The organism is Parvimonas sp. oral taxon 393 str. F0440, from assembly GCA_000223315.2.
In the GTDB taxonomy this organism is placed as follows: domain Bacteria; phylum Bacillota; class Clostridia; order Tissierellales; family Peptoniphilaceae; genus Parvimonas.
The window spans coordinates 172,320-194,179 of the sequence record AFUS01000005.1 but is presented as its reverse complement, the minus strand read 5'-3'; the positions used below and the strand labels follow the sequence as shown (position 1 = coordinate 194,179).

Sequence of the window (21,860 nt, the reverse complement as noted above, 5' to 3'; positions counted from 1 at the left end):
GTATGCATAGTGTAAATCCGTTAGAAAATGTCCAAATGATTTTAAAAAAATCTTGTGAAATTTTAAATTTAGATGGTAGTTTATATGAACTTTTAAAAGAACCTGAAAGAACTATTGAAATAAATATTCCTGTTAAAATGGATGATGGAAAATTCAGGATTTTTAAAGGCTATCGTTCGCAACATTGTGATGTTATGGGGCCATATAAAGGGGGTATCAGATTTCATCCTTCTGTAAATGGCGATGAAGTTAAAGCTCTCTCTATTTGGATGAGTTTAAAATGTTCAGCTACTCATCTTCCTTTCGGTGGCGGAAAAGGTGGAATAATTGTAGATGTAGATGAATTATCTGAAAATGAACTTGAAAAACTTTCAAGAGGTTATGTAAAAGAACTTTATAAATATATTGGAGACAGATTTGATATTCCTGCTCCTGATGTAAATACTAATGAAAAAATTATGGCTTGGATGTTAGATGAATATATAAAATTAACCGGTAATAATACACTTGCTACTTTTACAGGTAAGGCATTAGGTTTTGGTGGTTCTTATGGTAGAAAAGAAGCTACAGGTGTAGGAGTTGCTGTTATTACAAGAGAATCACTAAAGAAAATTGGTGTTAATATCAAGGATTCAAAGATTGCAATTCAAGGTTTTGGTAATGTAGGATCTAATACTGCAAAACATTTAGCAAGAATGGGTGGTAATATTTTGTCAATTTCAGAGTATGATAGTGAACACGGCATCTATACAATCTATAATGAAGACGGTTTTAATATTTCAGAGTTGATTTCTCATTTTGCAAAATATAATACTTTAATTAACTATGAAAATGCTAAACATATTTCAATTGATCAATTTTATTCTTTAGATGTAGATGTGCTTATTCCTTGTGCTTTAGAAAATGCAATTACAGAAGAAGAAGCAAAAAAAATTAGAGCAAAATTAATTGTTGAAGGTGCTAATGGTCCTGTTGATTATATTGCCGATGGAATTTTAAGGCAAAAGGATATTGGAGTAATTCCTGATATTTTAGCAAATTCAGGTGGAGTAATTGCTTCATATTTTGAATGGGTTCAAAATATATCAGGTATTGATATGACAGAAGATGATGTTTTAAATAAAGTAGAATATAAAATGTTATTAGCATATAACGAAATAATGAATATAAAAGATGAATATGGTGTAACAATGAGGTTAGCTTCTTATATTTATTCAGTACTAAGACTTTATAAGATATTAAAATTGAGATCAAGAATATAATTTATTAAATAATTTGTTTTTGTACTTGACATAATTTAAAAAATATTTTATCATATTAGTATAAGAAAAATAAAGTATAATAGAATAAATTAAATTTTGGTAAATTGGTTTTTTTTTCTCTATTTAGAGATAAAAAAGACCAATTTTTTTAGGAGGATATGATGAGTAAATTTATTTTTATTACCGGAGGAGTTGTTTCTGGAATAGGGAAAGGAATCTGTGGGGCAAGTTTAGGAAGACTTTTAAAGGATAGAGGATTTAGTGTATTTATGCAAAAATTTGATCCTTATATAAATGTTGACCCGGGTACTATGAGTCCTTATCAACATGGTGAAGTTTTTGTAACAAAAGATGGAGCAGAAACTGATTTAGACTTAGGGCATTATGAAAGATTTATTGATGAAGAGCTTACTCAAAGAAGTAATGTTACTACAGGAAGAATTTATAGTGAAGTAATCCAAAAAGAACGTAGAGGAGATTATAATGGAGCGACTGTTCAAGTAATTCCTCATATTACTGATAGAATAAAGGGATATGTTTATAAGGCTGCAGAAGAAAGTAAAGCTGACATAATCATAACTGAAATTGGGGGAACTGTTGGAGATATTGAATCACTTCCTTTTATTGAAGCTATTAGACAAATTCATGCGGAAAACAAAAAAGAGGATGTTTTATTTATTCATATTACTTTAGTACCTACAATACCTGGATCTAATGAATTAAAGACTAAGCCTACACAACATTCTTTTAAAGAGCTTATGAGTCAAGGAATAAAGACAAATATAATAGTTGTTAGAAGTCCTGAAAGAATTTCTGATGAAATAAAAAATAAAATCAGTCTTTTCTGTGATGTTCCAAAGGGTGCTATAGTACAATCAGAAAATGTAGATTTTATATATGAAGTTCCTGTTAAATTACAAGAACAAGGTTTAGATGAGTATGTTTTACATAAACTATCTCTTGAAGGAAAACCAATTGTAAAAAATGATTGGAAAGAAATGATTGATTCTTATAGAAATGTAAAAACAGAATTAGAAATTGGACTTGTTGGAAAATATGTTCAACTTCATGATGCTTATCTTTCTGTTTCTCAAGCATTGATAGATGCTGGTTACAAAAATGCTCATAAGATTAATATTCGTTGGATAAATTCCGAAGAAGTTAATGAAGAAAATGCTAAAGAAGTATTTAAAGGGCTTGATGGAATTATTGTTCCGGGTGGATTTGGAGGCAGAGGTATCGAAGGAATGATTGCAACAAGTAAATATGCAAGAGAAAATAATATTCCTTATTTTGGTATTTGTCTTGGAATGCAAATTGCAATTATAGATATAGCTAGAAATGTTGCAAATCTAGAAGGAGCAGATTCAACTGAAAAAGATGATACTACAAAATATCCAGTTATAGATTTGATGGAAAATCAATTTGATGTTGAAAATATTGGTGGAACTTTAAGACTTGGTAATTATGATTGTAAACTTCTAAAGAATTCTAAAGCAAGAGAACTTTACAATTCTGAAATAATTCAAGAAAGACATAGACATAGATATGAATTTAATAATAAATATAGAGAAGAACTGGAAAAGGCCGGTGTTATTTTCTCCGGGATAAATCCTGAACTTGATTTAGTAGAAATTATAGAATTTACTGGAAGTGATTATTTTGTTGCTTGTCAATTCCACCCTGAATTCAAATCAAGACCAAATAAAGTTCATCCATTATTTGACGGTTTTATAAAGGCATCTATAAAAAATAAAAATAAGTAGTTAATATTAAGTAAGAAACAGATTTATATTTGTTCCTTACTTTTTTATGTGATAATATAGACATGTGTTTTGTAAAATGATATAATTTTAGTGAAAAAATTTTTAATAATGATATTAATATAGGAGGAAATAATAGTGGGATTATTTGATATTGTTAAAAAAGCTATAACAGGAGCAAGTGATGAGGATAACAGAAAAAATAAGGCAAGGATGCGTGAAATTTTCAATTCTTGTGTAGAAAACGGCGACGAATATAAGTTAATTTACTGTCATATGCAAAATGAGACTAATGCTGTTGTTGTAAAAGTTACAAAACATAGTAATTTTATTGTAGGATATAAAGAGGGAGAAGTTGTTATAATTAATGTAAATGCTACATTATCAGAATATGGAGAACCAGAATTCTTTAATAAAGAAAATGGAGCAACAATAAAAACATTTGTAGGTTATTGTGTTGCTGATAAAGAAAATGTACATTATCAATTTGAACCTATAACATTTGATCCAGGATTTGTAAACGGTGCAAAATATAAAGTATCAATTTCACAAAGTGTTGCTGAAGTTTCTGAATTCCGTAAATTCTTCAAACGTGGATTGTAATTTAATATTTATTTTATAAGATTTTGACGATTAAGATTTCTTCTTAATCGTTTTTTTTGTTAAAATATCATTTTTAAGTTCTTAAATCTATTGATAAGTATTTTGGAAATTTTAAATTATTTTTTATAAGATTATCTTATTTTTAAATTATAAATATTAAATTTTTAAATGAAATGCTTTTCTGTATTGACTTTGATATATATAAATATATAATAGTATTGTATGTTTATTAGTCTAAAACATATTGTATATTTTTATAGAGAGGAAGTAAAAAATGAAAATCAAGAAAATTTTATCAGGTATTTTGGCTTTAATTATTGTATTTACAACTATTATTAGTTCAAATATTTTTACAAAAGCCGAAGAAACACATCCAGTAAAAGTTGTTACTTGGGATAAGAAGAATAAGAAAAACGAGAATACTGTTGGAGAATTAAAATTTACAATTAAGACAGGTTATCCGCTAAAAAAAGTTGGAGAATTTACTTCTAAAGATGGAATCGCGCAAATGCCTAAATTGGAAGATGGCGTTTACAGTGTTTTTCTAGAAGAAAATAATTATTACGAAGCAAATGATATCTTTTTAACTGTTGAAGACGGTGAATATTCTTTTGATGGAGAAGATGATGCTGATACAATTACAGTTGAAAAAAGAAAGGGGTTGTAGTTCCTACTCCAAATCCATCTAATCCGGAAGATGAAATTAGTAAAGCATTATTGGTAACAGACGAAAAAGGATCAAGCATAAAGGATGTATCATTTGAAGTTACAAGTGATGGAAAAACCAAAATTGTAAAACCGGATAATAATAGTGCAATTAATTTTGGAGTTGAAGAAAATAAAACATATACTATAAAATTAATTTCCAATGTCAAATATGAAATGGAAGATGTTACATTTACTTGTATAAAAGGAGTTTCTGACTTTGGAACACCTATTTATAGGTTAATGAATGGAAATATCGAAATAAAAAGTTTATTATTAAAAAATAAGGAATCACAACCGCCGGTTCAACCTATTGAGAAAGAATTTACATTTGATGTACTTTGTGGTTCTTGCGGGAATGCTCCTATTGCAAAGGAATTAAGTTTTGAAGTTATAGGAAGAGATAATAACAAAGTAACATATAAATCAAATTCCGGTGTAGTTAAATTTAAACTGGTTGAAAATGAAGAATATAATGTTAAATTAGTAGAAGATGTTGAATATGAATTATCAGATATAAAGATTAATGTAAAAAAATTAAATGGAGAGCTAAAAGTTTACAAAGAAGATGGTACAGTTTTAACAGAATTTGTAATGAAGAAAAAATCTACAGGAAATTGTGTTGAAGATTTATGTGACTTTTCAGATAAGAAAATTACAATGTCAGAAATACCTATAAAAGTTCTTGAAGATGATATGGAAAGAGATTTAAAACCTAATGAGGTAGTAACATTTAATTTATATAATGCTACAAAACAGGAAAGAGTAGCAGAAATAAAAACTATTAATGGTAAACTTCCAGCTTTAGAAGTTTACGAAAAAGATGATTATATACTATTTACTAGTGATAAAAATAAGGACTTTATAATGGCTGATGCTCCATTTATAAAAGAAGTTAGTGAACTTTACTTTAGGGCTAATGGAGATGGAAATTTACCAATAAGACATAAAACTAAAAATCCTTATGCAACCGGAGCACATCTTAACATAGAAAGAATAGTTGTTAGACCTTTAGAAACACATGAAAAAATTAATGAAAAATATAAGATTAATTATGTAAGAATTAAACAAGATAAAAATAACCCTCAAGATTACAGTAAAGTAAAAGTAATTTTTACAAGTGAATATGATACAGTTGTTGCAACAACATTACCTGAAGACGAGTGGGGAGTTCCTTTAACACCAATAGAATTATACGAAAATGTTCAATATTCAGTTAGAATTGAAGATCCGGATAATAAGTTTGCAATTGAAAATTTTCCTTTTACACTTGTTGATAAATCAGAAAGAGGACCAAATCATCCTAAAAAATGGGGAGATGGTAAATACGTATTTGATCATTCATCTTGTGGAAACGCAACTTTTTTAAATTTAGTAAAAAAAGGAACAGAAAATGATAATAATACAAGAATAACTTGTTCAAATGGAAATACAACAGTTTCCGGAATGAATTTTAAAGACTTAAAATTACAAACTATAAGACCTGATAAAAGTTTAGTAAAGGGTTTAGAAGGAAAGGACTTTGATTTATTTAGATTTAAGTTGATAAATGTTAAAAGATGTGAAGTTTCAAAAATGGCAGATGGAAATTTTGTTATTCACAGAACTATAAAAGATGGAAAAATAGCTAAAAATGTATATCAAGTAGAAAAAGACGGAAGTCTAACTAAACTTACTTTTAATCAAATTGGAAATATTGTTGATATAAATACTAAAACTTTATCCATTTATGATACTGTAATAGAATATAAAGAAGAAAATTCTCAGGTTGAAGCAAATAAAGAATCACTACAACAAGCAGTAGATAAGGCAAAAAATCCGGAAACAACAAAGGATAAAACTGACGAATCAATCGAAGCGATGAATAAAGCATTGGCAAAAGCAGAAGAAGTTTTAGCAAAAGAAGATGCTACACAAGAAGAAGTAAATAAGGCAGAAAAAGACCTAAGAGATGCAATAAATTCATTAGTAGATAAACCACAAGAACCTGAAGTTGAAAAAGTTGAACTAAAAAACGAAGATAGTTCAATAGTTGTAAGTGGAGATACTAATACTTTAGAAAAAGACTGGAAGCTTTTAACAAAAGGAGTGAATCCAAGTGAATTAGTTGGAAAAGAATATGACTCTTATGATATAAACTTAAAAGATGCAAATAACAGAGAAGTACAACCAAAAGGGGAAGTTACTGTTACAATAAAAGTAAAAGCAAAAGTAGAAAAATTATATCATATAGATGGTAGATTAAAAGAAATTCCTTTCACTTACGAAAATGGAGAAGTTACATTTAAAACTAATCATTTCAGTGTTTATGCAGTAGTTTACGGAGATAAACAAGACGATAATAACAAACCTGGAGAAGACAACAACAAGCCGGAAAATGATAATAACAAACCTGGAGAAGATAACAACAAGCCGGGAAATGATAATAATAAGCCTGGTCAAGATGTTAAACCGGAAGATAATTCTAAAAAGAATAGAACTTCAAAAAAAGCAAATAAATTACCAAAAACAAATATATCAAACGTAAGTTATGCTTTAACATCAATCTTAGCTTTAGGAGTTGTAGGAGTGATTGGATATAAGAGAAAAGATGAAGAATAATTTTTACTTTTATTAAAAAGCTAGAAAATGAATTGAAGCCAAAAACATGGACAGTTAAATATATTATTCAAAGGAATGTAATTCTATAATAAATAGGAGACATTCCTTTTAAATTTTCCTTAATATTTTTCGTATTATACCATTTAATAAACTCTTTTATATCTTCTGTTAATTTTTCAATAGTAAGAATATTTTTATCCATAAAATATTTTTTGTTTCATTATTCCAAAAATATTTCCAATTACTTATATAGTTTTAAAAAATATACTTTGTCTTATATTGTTATTTTCTAATTCCTTAATAAACTGTTATGTTAGTAATAAAATCCTTAGTTTGTATGAATTGTTAATTCTTCTTTGAGTTAATAGTATTTAAAGTTCTTTTAATGACTTATTTGATATAGTTATTGTAGGACTAAAACCTATTTTATATATGATATAATTTTTTCGTTAAAAGTATTTAGAATAGGTTATGAATATATCTTTTTTAATAATTTACCATATTAAATTCTGTTATATCAGTTAGCAATAATTTATTTGACTTATCAGTTTTTCTATATTGTAATACAAATGCTTAATATTATTGGTATAACTTTTATTTTTAAATTTATATTATATTTTGACATATACTTAAAAATCTTTTGCCAGGATTTAGAATTTTATATAAAATTACTCTTTTTTTTATATTATAATTGTAATAAAATATAAAAAATGTTAAAATTAGATTGAAATAAGTAATTGAAAAAAATTATTAATGATTTGGAGAAAAATATGTTATTAGTTATAGATGTTGGTAATACAAATATCGTATTAGGTGTTTATGAAGGATATTCACTAATTTGTGATTTTAGACTTAATACGATAAAAAATAAAACAAGTGATGAGTATGCAATGTCAATTACAGAGATATTAAATGCTAATGATATTAAGAAATCAGAAATAGAAGATGTTATTGTAGCTTCTGTTGTTCCTGATGTAATGCATTCAATTGAAAATGCTATAAAAAATATTTTAATTTAAAGCCAATAATTATTGACGATAATTGTGCTTTGGGAATTAAAATAAATCATGATAATCCTAAAACTATAGGGGCAGATAGAATTGTAAATTCAGTTGCTGGAATTAAAAAATATGGAGTTCCTTTGATAATTATAGATATTGGAACAGCAATTACTTTTGATGTAGTTGATGAAAGTTCGGTTTATCAAGGGGGAGCTATCATTCCGGGTATTGGAATTTCATCTGAAGCACTATTCTTAAAAACTGCAAAACTTCCAAGAGTTGAGCTTTTTAAACCTGAAAGAATTGTTGCTAAAAATACAATGGATAATATTAGAGTTGGTATGGTTGTCGGATATATTGGACTTATTGAAAAGTTGATTGATGAGATTGTAAAAGAGATGGATTTTGATGTTTCCAAGTTAAAAGTTGTTGCAACAGGTGGATATTCCAGCTTAATTTCTAAAGATATAGACAAAATTAATATTATAGATAAAAAACTTACTCTTGATGGAATGCTTGAAATTTATAAGATGAAAAAGGGGTTATAATATGCTGGGCGGAGATATTTTTTTAGCTCCACTTGCCGGAGTTAGCGATGTTGCTTTTAGAATTTTAGCAAGTGAAATGGGTGCAAGTTTAACTTTTACAGAGATGGTTTCTGTAAAGGGACTATATTATGATAATGAAAATACTTCAATTATAACTTATATTGATAAGAGGGAAGGACCTGTAGGATTACAAGTTTTTGGAAGTGATGAAAATATTATGGCGGAAATAATACAAAATAGATTCAATAAAAGAGATGATATATATCAACTTGATTTGAATTTAGGCTGTCCTGCTCCAAAAATTGTTAAAAATCATGAGGGAAGCTACTTGATGAAAGAGCCAAAAAAAGTTAAAAGTATAGTTTCAACTATGGTTAAAAATTCTAAAGTTCCGGTGAGTGTTAAAATCAGATTGGGTTTTGATGAAAACAATAAAAACTTTTTAGAAGTTGCTGATGCTATTGTTGAAGCAGGAGCATATATGATTACATTACATGCCAGAACTAGAGAAATGTTTTATTCAGGAAAAGCTGATTGGAATGCTATAAAAATTTTGAAAAATCATGTTCCTATAAAAGTTGTTGGAAATGGAGATGTTTGTAGCGTTGAAGATTATGTAAGAATGAAAGAAGAAACCGGAGCTGATGCAGTTGCAATCGGACGTCATGCTCTTGGAAATCCTTTTATTTTTAAACAAATTAAGGATTATAATTTAACAAAAAAATATTCTTCTCCAACTTTGGAAGAGGTTATTGATACTATAAAAAGGCATTATAAATTGGAGTTGGAATTTAAACCGGAAAGAATAGCAATAAGAGAAATGAGAAAAAATATTTTGTGGTATTTGAAAGGTTTTAAAGATTCAAACAAGGTGAAAAATACTATAAATACTTTAACTGATATTGATGAAATTTTTGATGTATTAAATGAATATAAAAATAATTTTAATTAAAATTACAATATACATAAAGAGAAATTTAATCTCAATATAATTAATTTTGTAAGATTTGGAGGATATTATGAAAAAATTATTTAGAGTTTTATCATTTTTACTTGTTTTTGTATTATTTTTAACTTCCTGTAAATCGGCAGTTAATGGAACTTACGAGGGGAAAGCTAGAGGACATAACGGAGATATTGTTATTGATGTAAGTTTCGAAAATAATAAAATAAAAAAAGTATCATTAAAAGAAAGTGTTGAAACGGAAGATGTAGGAAAACTTGCTATTGAAAAATTGATTGAAAAAGTTAATTCAGGAGATTTTAATTTGGATGAAGTAACGGGAGCAACTTATTCTTCAAAAGCTTTTATAAACGCTCTTGCAGATGCTATAAACAAATCCGGACTCGATTATAAAAAAATTCTTAAAAACAATCCTACAATGAATGAAAAGTTTGAAACTAAAGAAATGAATGTTGATGTAGTTGTTGTAGGGTCAGGTGGAGCAGGTTTAATTGCTGCAATAAAAGCTAAACAAGCAGGAGCTAATGTTGTAATTTTAGAAAAATTGCCTTTGATTGGAGGAAATACTTTAATTTCAGGTGCTGAATATGCAGCTCCGATGAACTGGTTACAAGAAAAGGAAAATATAAAAGACAGTATTGACTTATTTAAAAAAGATGTTGAAAAAGCAGGAGGAGATAAAGAACTTATAGATGTTTTAGCTAATAATGCACTTGACGGTGCAAAATGGTTAAGAGATGATATCAAAGTTGAATGGACAGATGAACTTATGTTCTTTGGAGGTCATTCAGTAAAGAGATCTTTAATTCCTAAAGGACAATCTGGAAAAGAATTGATAAATAAATTACACGCAAAAGCCGAAGAATTGGGAATAGAAATTTTAACAGAGACAAATGCTTTTGAACTTATTACAAAAGACAATGAAGTTACTGGAGTTAAAGCTAAAATAAAAACAGGTGAACTGATTGTAAATGCAAAATCAGTTGTTTTAACAACAGGAGGTTTTGGAGCAAATAAAAAAATGCTTTATGATAATGATAAAGAAGTTGATGATAAAATTCTATCAACAAATTCTGCTGGTTCAACAGGTGATGGAATAAAAATGGCACAAGCTATTGGAGCTGATGTCGTAGATTTAGATAAAATTCAGTTATATCCGGTTTGTGATGTTGAGACAGGTAAACTTTTATATACAGGAGATACAAGACTTGTTGGTGGTGCAATACTCGTAAACAAAGAGGGAAAAAGATTTGTTGAAGAGTTGGGTACTAGAAGAGAAATTTCAATGGGAATTAAGGCTCAAACAGATAGTGTTGCATATCAAATTTGGGACGAAGAGTCAATGAAAAAATCAAATATTTTGCCTACTCATGAAGTTGAATATAATAATTTGATAGAAGGTAAAAAACTTTGTAAAGTAAATTCAATTGATGAAATGGCAGACTTTTTCGGAATAGATAAGGAAAATTTAAAAGCAACAATAAATAAATTTAATGAAGATTCAAAAAATGGAAAAGATACATTATTCAATCTTAGAAGATTAGGTTTTAAAGTAGATAAAGCACCTTTTTACTGTTTAAAAGCCGTTCCTGCAGTTCATCACACAATGGGTGGTCTTAAGATAAATAAGGATGCAAATGTATTGGATAAAAATGGAAATATTATAAAAGGATTATACGCTGCAGGAGAAACTACGGGTGGAATTCATGGTAATAATAGACTAGGCTCAGTTTCAATTACTGATATAACAGTTTTTGGAATTATAGCAGGAACTAATGCAGCAAAAACTAAATAATTTATACACAAAAAAGGAGCTTTGCTCCTTTTTTAATTTTTATTGTGAAACAACAAGGTTCCCGGCTACCCACCTGATGCGAAGCATCATGGAAGGGTGGGGGTCTTGTTCTTTAATTCATTGTAGAAAATTGAAGGTTCAACAGGTAAGTTGTTTCTTTCTTTTATTGTATACAAAAATAGTCTTTTTCTCGCTCTTGTCATTGCAACATAGAATAATCTTCTCTCTTCTTCTAATAATTTTTCATCAAAAGAATTTAATATGCTTTTTTGTGGGAATTCTCCATCAATTAGGTCAATTATAAATACATTATCATATTCTAAACCTTTTGCAGAATGTATTGTTGAAATTGATATATTGGATTTTGAACTTGAAGCATTTTTAAGTAATTCTTTTAAATTGTCCAATTTTTCAATAAATTCATCGAAAGTTTTTAAATCTTTGGATAAATATTTAATCAAGTCAAAAATTAGATTATAATTTAAATTGGAAAAGTCATTAAAATTATCCAAATAATCTCCATATCCTAGCTCATAGAGAATACAGTCAATTTTATCTTCCATTTTCATCCTTTTTAATCTTTTAAAATCATTTCTTAAGGATGTAAATTTGTTTAGATAAAAATCATTTAATTCGTACAAATCTAGTAAACTCTCCAATACACATTGATTATAGGGCTTGTATTCCAATTTAGTTATGAAGTCCTTTTTTATATAGGCATTAAGTTTAAAATAAATTCTTTTAAAAACTTCTAGGTCTGTTGTATCTTCAGAAAATAAAAGAATATTTTTTACATCATTTAATATTCTGTTAGAATAAAAATCGAATTTATTTTCTTTTACAAAAAAATCAATATCATTATTTTTCAACATTTCTGCTACATATAGAGAAGATATATTGTTACGATACAAAACTCCGATAGTTTCGTTAGGATTTATTTCAGAAATTTTATTTACTAATTCTCTTGCTTGAATAGTTGAATTTTTAACTTTAAATAACATTATTTGAGAGTTTTCTTCAGTTGTATGTTTTGAAGATTTTTCATATCTGATTTTATTTCCTTGAATTATTTTATTGCTTATTTTTATTATATTTTTAGTGGAACGAAAATTTTTATCCATAAAAAATATTTTAGAATTTGGATAAATATCTTTAAAATTTAATAGATTTTCAGGACTTGCACCTCTAAAACTATAGATTGACTGGTCGTCATCTGCTACTATGAATACATTATTTTCTGGAAATACTATCTTTCTTATTATTTCAAATTGTAAAGTTGAAGTATCTTGTCCTTCATCAATTTGGAAAAATTTATATCTATTTTTTAAGGCTTTTAAAAGTTTTTATCCGTTGAAATATATTCATTAGCCAAAATTAGCAAATCATTAAAATCCATAAAATTATTTTGAATTTTTATTTCATCATACAAATTATACAATTTTAACATTAAAGAACGATTTGAAATAAAATGATTTTTTCTTAAATATCCTTCAAAATCATACATCTTATTTTTTGTATAGTCATAAATTGAAAAGAAGTCATTAATTTCTTCATCAGATAGTTTTTTGTAATTTTTTTGATAATACACTCTTTTTAAAATTAAAATTCTATTGAATTCATTATTACCTTCAATTAAAGTTTTTTTGATATTTTTTAATTTCATATAATTTCTAACTATCTCATAGCAAAAAGCGTGAATAGTTTTAAAAGTAATTTTTCCTCTAAATTCAGGATTTTGAGCTAAAAATCTCTTTTCCATATCAATTCCTTGAGATTTGCTGAAAGTTATTGAGATTATTTCACTTGAATCTATATTATGATTTTTAATTAAATTTAAAATTCTATTTAATAATACAGTTGTCTTGCCTGAACCAGGAACTGCTAAAATTAGAGCAGGACCTTCAAAATGTTTAATGGCATCAACTTGTTGACTTGTAAATTTCATATAATCACCTTAGTATATTCTATCATAAAAATAATTCCTTTTAAAGCGTATTTATGGTAAAATATATAGGTCGGAGGTTATTATATGGACAAACATTATATTCCTAACACCAAAGGTGTTATATTTGCAAATAAGAATAAATTTTCTTTCAGCATTGATTCAATTTTGCTATCCTATTTTTCAAAAGTTAAAAAAGATAAGATATTAATTGATATCGGAGCAGGAACCGGAATAATAGGTTTTAGAATTAATTTTCTAAATAATTTAAAAACTGTATATCTTATAGAAATACAAAAAGAAAATGCAAAGCTTATTGAGCATAGTATTGTTGAAAATAAACTGAATAATGTTATTCTTTTAAATAAAGATTTAAAAGAATGTTATAACGATTTTGAAAATTCATCAGTTGATTATATTGTCTCAAATCCTCCATATAAAAAAATGAATACAGGAATATTAAATGAAGATGAGAATTTTTTGATTTCAAGATATGAATATGCACTTAAACTTGAAGATATTTTAGATTTTTCATACAAAAAACTAAAATCTTCAGGAAAAGTTTTTTTGATTTACAGTATGGAACGTTTGGTTGATGTTTTAAGTGAGTCCAGAAAATTCAGATTAGAACCTAAAAGGATTCAACTTATTTCTACAAATATTGACAAAAAGCCACATTTATTTATGGTTGAGTTGGTTAAAAACGGTAATAGTAATCTATTAGTTGAAGATAATATTTATATTTATGATAAAAATGGAGAATATACCGATAAAATTAAGGAGATATATTATGGAGAGAATTTCTAATATTTATTTTGTTCCAACACCTATAGGTAATATGAAAGATATCACGCTTAGAGCGTTGGAAGTTTTAGAGAAAAGTGATATAATTTACTGTGAAGATACTAGAAACAGCCTAAACTTATTAAAATTTCATAATATAAATACTAAATTAGTTTCATATCATAAATTTAATGAGAGTGAGAGAGTTGAAGAAATAATAAGTAATATAGAAGATGGAAAAATAGTTTCTGTAATTTCCGATGCGGGAATGCCAATAATAAACGATCCCGGTTTTGTGATTTTACAGGAAGTTATAAAAAGAGATATATCTTATGAAATTTTACCCGGAGCATGTGCATTGATAAATGGAATTTGTGGTAGCGGATTTGATTCGACAAGTTTTGTTTATATGGGATTTGTTCCTAAAACGGATTCGGAACGTAAAAAATATTTTCAAAGTTTTAAAAATATGAAAGTTACAGGAATATTCTATGAAAGTCCACATAGACTTTTAAAAACATTAAAATATATATATACCTTATTTGGAAATATTAATGTATGTGTATGTAGGGAATTAACAAAGCTGTTTGAAGAGTATAAAAGAGGGAATTTAGAAGAAGTTATTTCTTATTATTCTGAAAAAGGGGTAAAAGGAGAAATAGTTCTTATAATAGAAAAAATATCTGATGAGAAAGTGGATATTGATATAAAAAAAGAGATATTAAAATTAAAAGATGATGGATATAGCAATAAGGATATTGTAAAAATGTTAAAAAATAGTTTTAATATTTCAAAAAATGAAGCGTATGAATTAGTATTGAATTTAGAAAACGAGGAGGAAAAATAGATGTCACAACAATTATTAAAAGAAAAACAATATCATATTGATATGAAAGCGGGAGATGTTGGAAGATATGTAATTTTACCAGGAGATCCAAAAAGATGTAAATTAATCGCAAAATATTTTGATGATGCGGTTTTAGTTGCAGATAATAGAGAATATGTAACATACACAGGATTTTTAGAAGGAGAAAAAGTTTCTGTAACAAGTACAGGAATTGGTGGAGCAAGTACATCAATAGCTGTTGAAGAATTGCATAAAATCGGTGCAGATACATTTATAAGAGTTGGTACTTGTGGTGGAATTGAATTAGATGTTGAAGCTGGAGATTTGGTAGTAGCGACAGGAGCCATCAGAATGGAAGGAACTTCAAAAGAATATGCGCCAATAGAATTTCCTGCTGTTGCTGATTTTAATATCGTAAATGAGCTTACAAATGCTTGTATTGAAACAAAACAAAAATATCATGTTGGAGTTGTTCAATGTAAAGATGCATTCTATGGGCAACATCAACCTGAAACTAAACCGGTAAGCTATGAATTATTAAATAAATGGGAAGCTTGGAAAAGACTTCATACAAAGGCAAGTGAAATGGAATCAGCAGCACTATTTATAGTATCAAGTTATTTGAATACTAGAGCAGGTTCAATATTTTTGGTTGTAAATAATCAAGAAAGAGTTAAACAAAATCTTTCTAATAATGTAATAGAAGATACAGATAGAGCGATAAAAACAGCAATACTTGCTCTTAGAAATCTTATTAAAAAAGATAGAGAGAACAGATAGAATTCATAAATTTTTAATTAAAAAATTATAATATTTTTATAATAAAGTTTATAATAAATGTTTTAAATTGCTTGACAATCATTTTACTTTATGTTATTATTTTATGAGTAATATAATGTATAATTATGTTCAAATTTAGCTTTCAAGGAGGTGTTTCTATGAGAGATAAAGTTGTGTTGGCATGTACAGAATGTAAGAATAGAAATTACAATACTAAAAAGAACAAAAAAGTTACAACTAACAGAATTGAATTAAATAAGTATTGTAAGTTTTGTAAAAAACACACTCTTCACAGAGAAACAAAATAGTTAGAGATTGGAGGAGAGTAGTATGGTGGCAAAAACTACTGATCAAAAACAAAAGAAGAACAGCTTTATGCGTGGTGTACGTCATGAGTTTAAAAAAATAATATGGCCTTCTAAAAAAAGTGTTTTTTATTACAGCCTTGCAGTAGTTGCAATTTCTATAATCAGTTCAACTATGATTTGGGGATTGGATAATGTATTAAAAAAATTGTTAGGTTTAATCATCCATTAATTATTAAGGAGGGAAGGACTTTAGTCCGCTTATATGACAACAGAAGAATTAAAGGATATTAAAGAAAAAGAAGCTAAATGGTATGTAGTTCATACATATTCAGGGCACGAAAACAAAGTTAAGGCTAATATTGAAAAGTTAGTTGTTAATCGTGGAAATGACATTGATATATTTGAAGTTGTTGTTCCAACGGTTAAAGAAGAAACAGAAACTGGAAAAATTAAAGAAAAACAATTATTTCCGGGATATGTTTTAGTTAAAATGATAATTACGGATATTTCATGGTATTTAGTTAGAAATACTAGAGGAGTAACCGGATTTGTAGGCTCAGGAAATAAACCTGTACCTTTATCAGAAAAAGAAGTTGAAGCATTAGGTGTTTCAACAAAACCATATAATGATGTGGATATTAAAGAAGGAGATTCTATTACAATTATAGATGGAGCATTTAAAGACTTAACTGCTAAAGTAATAGAAGTATCTCAAGAAAATGGTAAATTAAAAGCTTTCGTTTCTTTATTTGGAAGAGATACGCTTGCTGAATTAGATTTTAGTGACGTAATAAAAAATTAAATTTGAAAATAATTTGAAAAAATATTCAAAACAGAGATATACGAGAGTGGGAGGGGTTTAGCACCCGAAAAACCACATTAGTTTTTAAGGAGGAACTATAAAATGGCTAAAAAAGTACAAGCATTAGTAAAATTACAAATTCCAGCAGGAAAGGCAACACCTGCTCCACCAGTAGGTACTGCACTTGGACCTCACGGTGTTAACATAATGCAATTTACAAAAGAATTTAACGCAAGAACAGCAGATCAAGCTGGTTTAATTATTCCGGTTGTATTGACTGTTTACCAAGATAGATCATTTACATTCATTACTAAGACTCCACCGGTACCTGTATTAATTAAGAAAAATTAGGTATCGAATCAGGATCAAAAGTACCAAATAAGTCAAAAGTTGGTAATTTAACTAAAGAACAAGTTAGAGAAATTGCTGAATTAAAAATGCCTGACTTAAATGCTGCAACTGTTGAAGCTGCTATAAGCATGGTTAAAGGTACTGCTAGAAGTATGGGAGTAACTGTAGAAGAGTAATATTAAGTGGGAGCAAAAAAGCGAACACCACAAGGAGGATATAAATGAAAAAAGGTAAAAATATTTAGAAAGTTTAAAATTAATTGATAGAACAAACTTATATGATTTAAAAGAAGCATGCGAATTAGCAGTTAAAACTTCAACAGCAAAATTTGACGAAACAGTTGAATTACATGTTAAGTTAGGTGTTGACTCAAGACATGCTGATCAACAAGTTAGAGGTACTGTAGTATTACCTCACGGAACTGGTAAAACTTTAAGAGTTTTAGTTTTATGTAAAGAAAACAAAGTTCAAGAAGCTAAAGATGCCGGAGCTGATTATGTTGGAGCAGAAGATTACATTCAAAAAATTCAAACTGAAAACTGGTTTGATTTTGATGTAATAGTTGCAACTCCGGACATGATGGGTGTTGTTGGTAGAATTGGTAAAGTTTTAGGACCTAAAGGTTTAATGCCAAACCCTAAATCAGGAACTGTTACATTTGACATCGCTAATGCTGTTAAAGAAATTAAAGCAGGTAAGGTTGAATACAGAGTTGATAAAGCTAATATCGTTCACTGTCCTGTAGGAAAAGTTTCTTTCGGAGCTGAAAAAATAGAAGAAAATTTAAGAACTTTAATTTCTGCTATTATAAAAGCTAAACCGGCTGCAGCTAAAGGAAAATATTTAAGATCAGTTTCTGTTGCTACAACAATGGGACCTGGAATTAAATTAGCTTCTACTAAATTAGGAGAATAATTAATAAATTTAGACACCGAAAGGTGTCTTTTTTTGTGGAATTTTTTAGTATTATTTAAGCATTATAATTTTTTAAATGAACTAATTTTGGAATAATTAATTTTTTGTTAACCTAGATGATTAGAAGTATAAAGTAAGTTTTAGGTACTTTTTTAAAATTTTTAAATAAAAATAAAAATCATTATTATAGATATTGAAAAGTAATATCAAAAGTGCTATAATAATTTTAACGACGAGTACGTCGTTTTAAAATAATTATCAAGTACAACTTGAAAATTTAATAAAAATAGGAGGATTAAATGAATATTTATAAGAAATTATTTAAGTATGTGCCGGATAAAAAGTATCTCGTTTATATTGGAATATTTATGAGTCTTATTTCATCAGCACTTTCAATTTTACCATATTGGTATTTGTATAAATTTTTGAATGAATTTTTATTGAAAAAAGATATTACTCAAGCAAAAAATTACGCAATTACTATTTTTGTTATTATGCTTTTACAGTCTTTAATTTATTTTATAGCTGTAGGAATTACTCATTTATTTGCTTTTAGATTGGAAACTAATCTTAGGAAAGCAGGAATAAGTCATTTAATGAAGGCTTCATTTTCATTTTTTGATGTTAATGAGTCAGGACGTATAAGAAAAATAATAGATGATAATGCTACGGATACACACATGATAGTTGCACATTTAATTCCTGATATAACTCTTGCATTGGTAACACCTATACTTTTATTTGTTATAATGTTTTCAGTAGATGTCTATTTGGGAATTGCTACTGTTATTTTAACTATATTATCAGGTATTTTTACTAAACTTATGTATGGAGATGTTAAGTTTATGGAAAAATATAATAAGTGCCTTGAAAGAGTAAATAGTGAGGCAGTTGAATATGTTAGAGGTATGCAAGTTTTAAAAATATTTAAAGCTTCAATATTTTCTTTTAAATCATTTTATGATTCTATTATGGATTATTCTAAAAGTGCGTATGAATATAGTAAAAGCTGTAAACAACCTTTTGTAATATTTCAAATAATATTACTCGGGGCTGCGGCTTTTGTAACTCCATTTGCTATTATGTTTTCAAAAGGAATAAAAAGCAATGTAGAAATAATGATTAAATTGATATTTTTCACTTGCTTTATTGGAACTTTATTTAATTGCTTTATGAGAATTATGTATGTTGGAATGCATCAATATATGGCGACACAGGCAGTAGATAAATTAGAAACTCTTTTTACTGAAATGGAAGTGAATAATATTAAGTATGGAAATGATGAAAATTTTTCAGCTTATGATATAGAATTTAAAAATGTTAGTTTTAAATATGATACAGTTAATATTTTAGAAAATTTAAGTTTTAAACTTGACGAAAACAAAACTTATGCTTTGGTAGGTTCTTCAGGCGGTGGAAAATCAACTATAGCAAAGTTGATTTCTGGTTTTTATAAGATTGATGAGGGAGAAATTTTAATAGGAGGAAAAAATATCTCTACTTATTCAAAGGAAGCTCTTATGAGTAATATTTCATTCGTTTTTCAAAATTCAAAACTATTTAAGACTACTATTTTTGAAAATGTAAAGATTGGAAAAGAAAATGCAAGCTATGAAGAAGTTATGAAAGCTCTAAAATTAGCTAGATGTGAAGATATTTTAGATAAATTTGAAACTCGCGAAAATACTGTAATAGGGTCAAAGGGAGTTCATCTTTCAGGTGGAGAAATACAGAGAATTGCGATAGCAAGAGCAATTTTAAAAGATGCAAAGATTATAATTTTAGATGAGGCATCAGCCGCATCCGATCCGGAAAATGAACATGAGATACAACTGGCATTTTCTAATTTAATGAAGGATAAAACTGTAATTATGATTGCACATAGATTGAGTTCAATTAGAAATGTAGATGAAATTCTAGTTGTCGATAAGGGAAAAATTGTTGAAAGAGGTACGGATAAAGAACTTATGGAAATTGGCGGAAGATATAAATTTTTACAAGATTTATTCTCACAAGCTAATGAATGGAGGATATAATTATGAAAATGCTTAAAAGAATGTTTCAATTAACTGATAAGGGAACTGCCGGAATCGTAAAGGCATCAATAGCATCATTCTTTTCATATTGTAGTTTAATGATTCCGATGATTTTGCTTATGTTTTTTATTCAAAATACTATTGAGGGAAAAGAAAATAATATTACTTTTTTTATAGCAGGAGTAATAATTATGTTACTCGTAATGTATGTTTTAATGTCAATAGAATATGATTGTCTGTATAATGAAACATATAAAGAAAGTGCAAATATTAGAATTGAAATAGCAGAAATTTTAAAAACTTTACCACTTTCATTTTTTTCAAAGCATGATGTTTCGGATTTGTCTCAGACAATTATGAAGGATGTTGCAACTATTGAACATGCAATAAGTCATGCTATTCCAAAGGTTATAGGTCTTATAGTTTATTTAATATTAATAGTAACAATGTTATTAATTTCAAATTTTAAGCTGGGTCTTTGTATCTTGATTCCGATTGTTTTCTCAACCGGATTCCTACTTCTATCAAAAAAAATGCAAGTTAATGGAAATAAAAAGTACTATAATGTTATGAGAGGAATTTCAGAAGATTTCCAAGAATCAATTGAATTACAACAAGAAATAAAGAGTTATGGACAGGTTGATAAAATTACTAAGAAAATATATGAGGATATTGACCATTCTGAAAAAATTCATATAAAAGCAGAAGGTAAAATGGTACTTCCATTGAGTATTTCAACTAATATACAAAATTTAGCATTAGGAACTACAATATTATTTGGAACAGCTTTATACTTAAAAGGTGAGGCATCTCTTCTTTATCTAATAGGTTATATATTATGTGCTTCAAAAATTATTGATGCTGTAAATGGAATGCTTGCAAATTTTGCGGAAATAATGTATTTAGATGGAAATTTACAGAGAATTAGAGAGTTAAGAAGTACAGAAACTCAAGCCGGAGAAGCAAAAAAACTTAATAATTTTGATATAGAATTCAAAAATGTTGAGTTTGGATATGGAGAAAACAAAGTAATAAATAATATCTCATTTGTTGCAAAACAAGGTGAAGTTACTGCATTGGTTGGACCTTCAGGTTGTGGTAAAACAACAGTTTTAAGATTGATGTCAAGATTGTATGATTATGATAGAGGAAAAATAATTATAGATGGTAATGATATAAAAGATATAGAAACAGAAAGTCTTTTTGAGAATATTTCAATAGTTTTTCAAGAGGTTACACTATTTAATACTTCTATTCTGGAAAATATAAGATTCGGGAATAAAAATGCAAGTGATGAACAAGTAAAAGAGGCAGCAAGACTTGCTAATTGTGAAGAATTTATTGAAAAATTACCTGAAAAATACGATACTTTAATTGGAGAAAATGGAAGTAAACTATCAGGTGGAGAAAGACAAAGAATCTCTATTGCTCGTGCATTTTTAAAGAATGCTCCGATAATTTTGCTTGATGAAATTAGTGCAAGTCTTGATGTAGAAAATGAAATGAAAATTCAAGAAAGTTTAAATAAACTTATTAAAAATAAAACTGTTTTGATAATTTCACATAGAATGAAATCTATAGAAAATGCAAATAAAATAATAGTAATGGAAAATGGAAAAATAGAATCTCAAGGAAATCACATTGAGCTTTTAGAAAAATCTAAAGTTTACAATACTATGGTAAAAAATTCTAATTTAGCTGAAAATTATAGTTATTAATATAAGTGCTGTTTTTACAGCACTTTATATTGTGAAACAACAAGGTTCCCGGGTACCCACCCGATGCAAAGCATCGAGGAAGGGTGGGGTTCTTATTGTGAAACAACAAGGTTCCCGGGTACCCACCCGATGCAAA

General features: G+C 27.6%; 19 protein-coding genes and 3 pseudogenes. 18 read left to right on the top strand and 4 right to left on the bottom strand.

Annotated elements, in window-relative coordinates; genetic code table 11:
* Window positions 1–2: 2 nt before the first annotated feature.
* From HMPREF9127_RS05330 to HMPREF9127_RS08455, 5 genes are all read left to right on the top strand, one after another.
* On the top strand, window positions 3–1,262 hold the full coding sequence (locus HMPREF9127_RS05330) for a Glu/Leu/Phe/Val family dehydrogenase (RefSeq protein WP_009448599.1): 1,260 nt from the start codon (window positions 3–5) through the stop codon (window positions 1,260–1,262).
* A 161-nt stretch (window positions 1,263–1,423) separates the two neighbouring features.
* Window positions 1,424–3,028 carry a CTP synthase gene (locus HMPREF9127_RS05325; protein WP_009448818.1) on the top strand — a complete coding sequence of 535 codons (1,605 nt, stop codon included), beginning with the start codon at window positions 1,424–1,426 and terminating at the stop codon, window positions 3,026–3,028.
* Between the two features lie 135 nt (window positions 3,029–3,163).
* Window positions 3,164–3,628, top strand: coding sequence for a hypothetical protein (locus HMPREF9127_RS05320; RefSeq protein WP_009448727.1), 465 nt, complete (start codon window positions 3,164–3,166; stop codon window positions 3,626–3,628).
* A gap of 274 nt (window positions 3,629–3,902) precedes the next feature.
* Complete coding sequence (locus HMPREF9127_RS05315; RefSeq protein ID WP_009448713.1) at window positions 3,903–4,295, top strand: hypothetical protein; 393 nt, start codon at window positions 3,903–3,905, stop codon at window positions 4,293–4,295.
* 50 nt (window positions 4,296–4,345) lie between these two features.
* Window positions 4,346–6,934, top strand: coding sequence for an FIVAR domain-containing protein (locus HMPREF9127_RS08455; protein WP_009448685.1), 2,589 nt, complete (start codon window positions 4,346–4,348; stop codon window positions 6,932–6,934).
* 67 nt (window positions 6,935–7,001) lie between these two features.
* Here HMPREF9127_RS08455 and HMPREF9127_RS07865 read toward each other — a convergent pair whose 3' ends face one another.
* Window positions 7,002–7,136: an IS3 family transposase gene (locus HMPREF9127_RS07865; protein ID WP_009448945.1), complete on the bottom strand. Its 135-nt coding sequence runs from the start codon at window positions 7,134–7,136 to the stop codon at window positions 7,002–7,004.
* Window positions 7,137–7,704: 568 nt separating this feature from the next.
* Between HMPREF9127_RS07865 and HMPREF9127_RS09800 the strand changes: the two are divergent.
* From HMPREF9127_RS09800 to HMPREF9127_RS05295, 3 genes and pseudogenes are all read left to right on the top strand, one after another.
* Window positions 7,705–8,483 (top strand): annotated as a pseudogene (locus tag HMPREF9127_RS09800) (type III pantothenate kinase).
* Between the two features lies 1 nt (window position 8,484).
* Window positions 8,485–9,435 carry a tRNA dihydrouridine synthase DusB gene (gene dusB / locus HMPREF9127_RS05300; RefSeq protein ID WP_009448896.1) on the top strand — a complete coding sequence of 317 codons (951 nt, stop codon included), beginning with the start codon at window positions 8,485–8,487 and terminating at the stop codon, window positions 9,433–9,435.
* Between the two features lie 67 nt (window positions 9,436–9,502).
* Window positions 9,503–11,242, top strand: a complete 1,740-nt coding sequence (locus HMPREF9127_RS05295) for a flavocytochrome c (RefSeq protein ID WP_009448971.1) — start codon at window positions 9,503–9,505, stop codon at window positions 11,240–11,242.
* 86 nt (window positions 11,243–11,328) lie between these two features.
* Here HMPREF9127_RS05295 and HMPREF9127_RS07520 read toward each other — a convergent pair whose 3' ends face one another.
* The 3 genes and pseudogenes from HMPREF9127_RS07520 to HMPREF9127_RS07515 all read right to left on the bottom strand — a co-directional run bounded on the left by HMPREF9127_RS07520 (window position 11,329) and on the right by HMPREF9127_RS07515 (window position 13,187).
* Complete coding sequence (locus HMPREF9127_RS07520; RefSeq protein WP_009448739.1) at window positions 11,329–12,363, bottom strand: 3'-5' exonuclease; 1,035 nt, start codon at window positions 12,361–12,363, stop codon at window positions 11,329–11,331.
* An 81-nt stretch (window positions 12,364–12,444) separates the two neighbouring features.
* Window positions 12,445–12,543 (bottom strand): annotated as a pseudogene (locus HMPREF9127_RS09795) (UvrD-helicase domain-containing protein); the annotation flags it as partial.
* 32 nt (window positions 12,544–12,575) lie between these two features.
* The gene (locus HMPREF9127_RS07515) at window positions 12,576–13,187 is read right to left on the bottom strand and encodes a UvrD-helicase domain-containing protein (RefSeq protein WP_009448724.1); all 612 of its coding nucleotides are present in this window, start codon (window positions 13,185–13,187) and stop codon (window positions 12,576–12,578) included.
* Between the two features lie 84 nt (window positions 13,188–13,271).
* Here HMPREF9127_RS07515 and HMPREF9127_RS05285 point away from each other — a divergent pair, with 84 nt between their 5' ends.
* From HMPREF9127_RS05285 to HMPREF9127_RS05240, 10 genes and pseudogenes are all read left to right on the top strand, one after another.
* Window positions 13,272–13,991 carry a tRNA1(Val) (adenine(37)-N6)-methyltransferase gene (locus tag HMPREF9127_RS05285; RefSeq protein WP_009448697.1) on the top strand — a complete coding sequence of 240 codons (720 nt, stop codon included), beginning with the start codon at window positions 13,272–13,274 and terminating at the stop codon, window positions 13,989–13,991.
* Complete coding sequence (rsmI, locus tag HMPREF9127_RS05280) at window positions 13,975–14,814, top strand: 16S rRNA (cytidine(1402)-2'-O)-methyltransferase (protein ID WP_009449073.1); 840 nt, start codon at window positions 13,975–13,977, stop codon at window positions 14,812–14,814. The genes HMPREF9127_RS05285 and rsmI overlap by 17 nt, the downstream gene beginning before the upstream one ends.
* Window positions 14,815–15,594, top strand: coding sequence for a uridine phosphorylase (udp, locus tag HMPREF9127_RS05275; protein WP_009448994.1), 780 nt, complete (start codon window positions 14,815–14,817; stop codon window positions 15,592–15,594). It abuts the gene before it with no gap.
* Between the two features lie 158 nt (window positions 15,595–15,752).
* The gene (rpmG, locus tag HMPREF9127_RS05270) at window positions 15,753–15,902 is read left to right on the top strand and encodes a 50S ribosomal protein L33 (protein WP_009372623.1); all 150 of its coding nucleotides are present in this window, start codon (window positions 15,753–15,755) and stop codon (window positions 15,900–15,902) included.
* A 22-nt stretch (window positions 15,903–15,924) separates the two neighbouring features.
* Window positions 15,925–16,131, top strand: a complete 207-nt coding sequence (gene secE / locus HMPREF9127_RS05265) for a preprotein translocase subunit SecE (RefSeq protein WP_009449147.1) — start codon at window positions 15,925–15,927, stop codon at window positions 16,129–16,131.
* A 33-nt stretch (window positions 16,132–16,164) separates the two neighbouring features.
* The gene (gene nusG / locus HMPREF9127_RS05260; RefSeq protein WP_009448700.1) at window positions 16,165–16,704 is read left to right on the top strand and encodes a transcription termination/antitermination protein NusG; all 540 of its coding nucleotides are present in this window, start codon (window positions 16,165–16,167) and stop codon (window positions 16,702–16,704) included.
* A 102-nt stretch (window positions 16,705–16,806) separates the two neighbouring features.
* Window positions 16,807–17,231, top strand: a pseudogene (rplK, locus tag HMPREF9127_RS05255) (50S ribosomal protein L11).
* A gap of 82 nt (window positions 17,232–17,313) precedes the next feature.
* A complete protein-coding gene (rplA, locus tag HMPREF9127_RS05250) occupies window positions 17,314–17,970 on the top strand; it encodes a 50S ribosomal protein L1 (RefSeq protein WP_039849475.1) in 657 nt (218 codons plus the stop codon).
* A gap of 299 nt (window positions 17,971–18,269) precedes the next feature.
* The gene (locus tag HMPREF9127_RS05245; RefSeq protein ID WP_009448500.1) at window positions 18,270–20,006 is read left to right on the top strand and encodes an ABC transporter ATP-binding protein; all 1,737 of its coding nucleotides are present in this window, start codon (window positions 18,270–18,272) and stop codon (window positions 20,004–20,006) included.
* The gene (locus HMPREF9127_RS05240; RefSeq protein WP_052635966.1) at window positions 20,006–21,724 is read left to right on the top strand and encodes an ABC transporter ATP-binding protein; all 1,719 of its coding nucleotides are present in this window, start codon (window positions 20,006–20,008) and stop codon (window positions 21,722–21,724) included. The genes HMPREF9127_RS05245 and HMPREF9127_RS05240 overlap by 1 nt, the downstream gene beginning before the upstream one ends.
* Window positions 21,725–21,860 lie beyond the last annotated feature (136 nt).

Coding starts and splice junctions, on each gene's coding strand:
- secE (WP_009449147.1), top strand. CDS start 15,925: ATGGTGGCAAAAACTACTGATCAAAAACAAAAGAAGAACAGCTTTATG.
- HMPREF9127_RS05325 (WP_009448818.1), top strand. CDS start 1,424: ATGAGTAAATTTATTTTTATTACCGGAGGAGTTGTTTCTGGAATAGGG.
- HMPREF9127_RS07520 (WP_009448739.1), bottom strand. CDS start 12,363: ATGGATAAAAATTTTCGTTCCACTAAAAATATAATAAAAATAAGCAAT.
- HMPREF9127_RS07865 (WP_009448945.1), bottom strand. CDS start 7,136: ATGGATAAAAATATTCTTACTATTGAAAAATTAACAGAAGATATAAAA.
- rpmG (WP_009372623.1), top strand. CDS start 15,753: ATGAGAGATAAAGTTGTGTTGGCATGTACAGAATGTAAGAATAGAAAT.
- dusB (WP_009448896.1), top strand. CDS start 8,485: ATGCTGGGCGGAGATATTTTTTTAGCTCCACTTGCCGGAGTTAGCGAT.
- HMPREF9127_RS05315 (WP_009448713.1), top strand. CDS start 3,903: ATGAAAATCAAGAAAATTTTATCAGGTATTTTGGCTTTAATTATTGTA.
- rsmI (WP_009449073.1), top strand. CDS start 13,975: ATGGAGAGAATTTCTAATATTTATTTTGTTCCAACACCTATAGGTAAT.
- HMPREF9127_RS05295 (WP_009448971.1), top strand. CDS start 9,503: ATGAAAAAATTATTTAGAGTTTTATCATTTTTACTTGTTTTTGTATTA.
- HMPREF9127_RS05285 (WP_009448697.1), top strand. CDS start 13,272: ATGGACAAACATTATATTCCTAACACCAAAGGTGTTATATTTGCAAAT.
- HMPREF9127_RS05330 (WP_009448599.1), top strand. CDS start 3: ATGCATAGTGTAAATCCGTTAGAAAATGTCCAAATGATTTTAAAAAAA.
- udp (WP_009448994.1), top strand. CDS start 14,815: ATGTCACAACAATTATTAAAAGAAAAACAATATCATATTGATATGAAA.
- HMPREF9127_RS07515 (WP_009448724.1), bottom strand. CDS start 13,187: ATGAAATTTACAAGTCAACAAGTTGATGCCATTAAACATTTTGAAGGT.
- HMPREF9127_RS05245 (WP_009448500.1), top strand. CDS start 18,270: ATGAATATTTATAAGAAATTATTTAAGTATGTGCCGGATAAAAAGTAT.
- nusG (WP_009448700.1), top strand. CDS start 16,165: ATGACAACAGAAGAATTAAAGGATATTAAAGAAAAAGAAGCTAAATGG.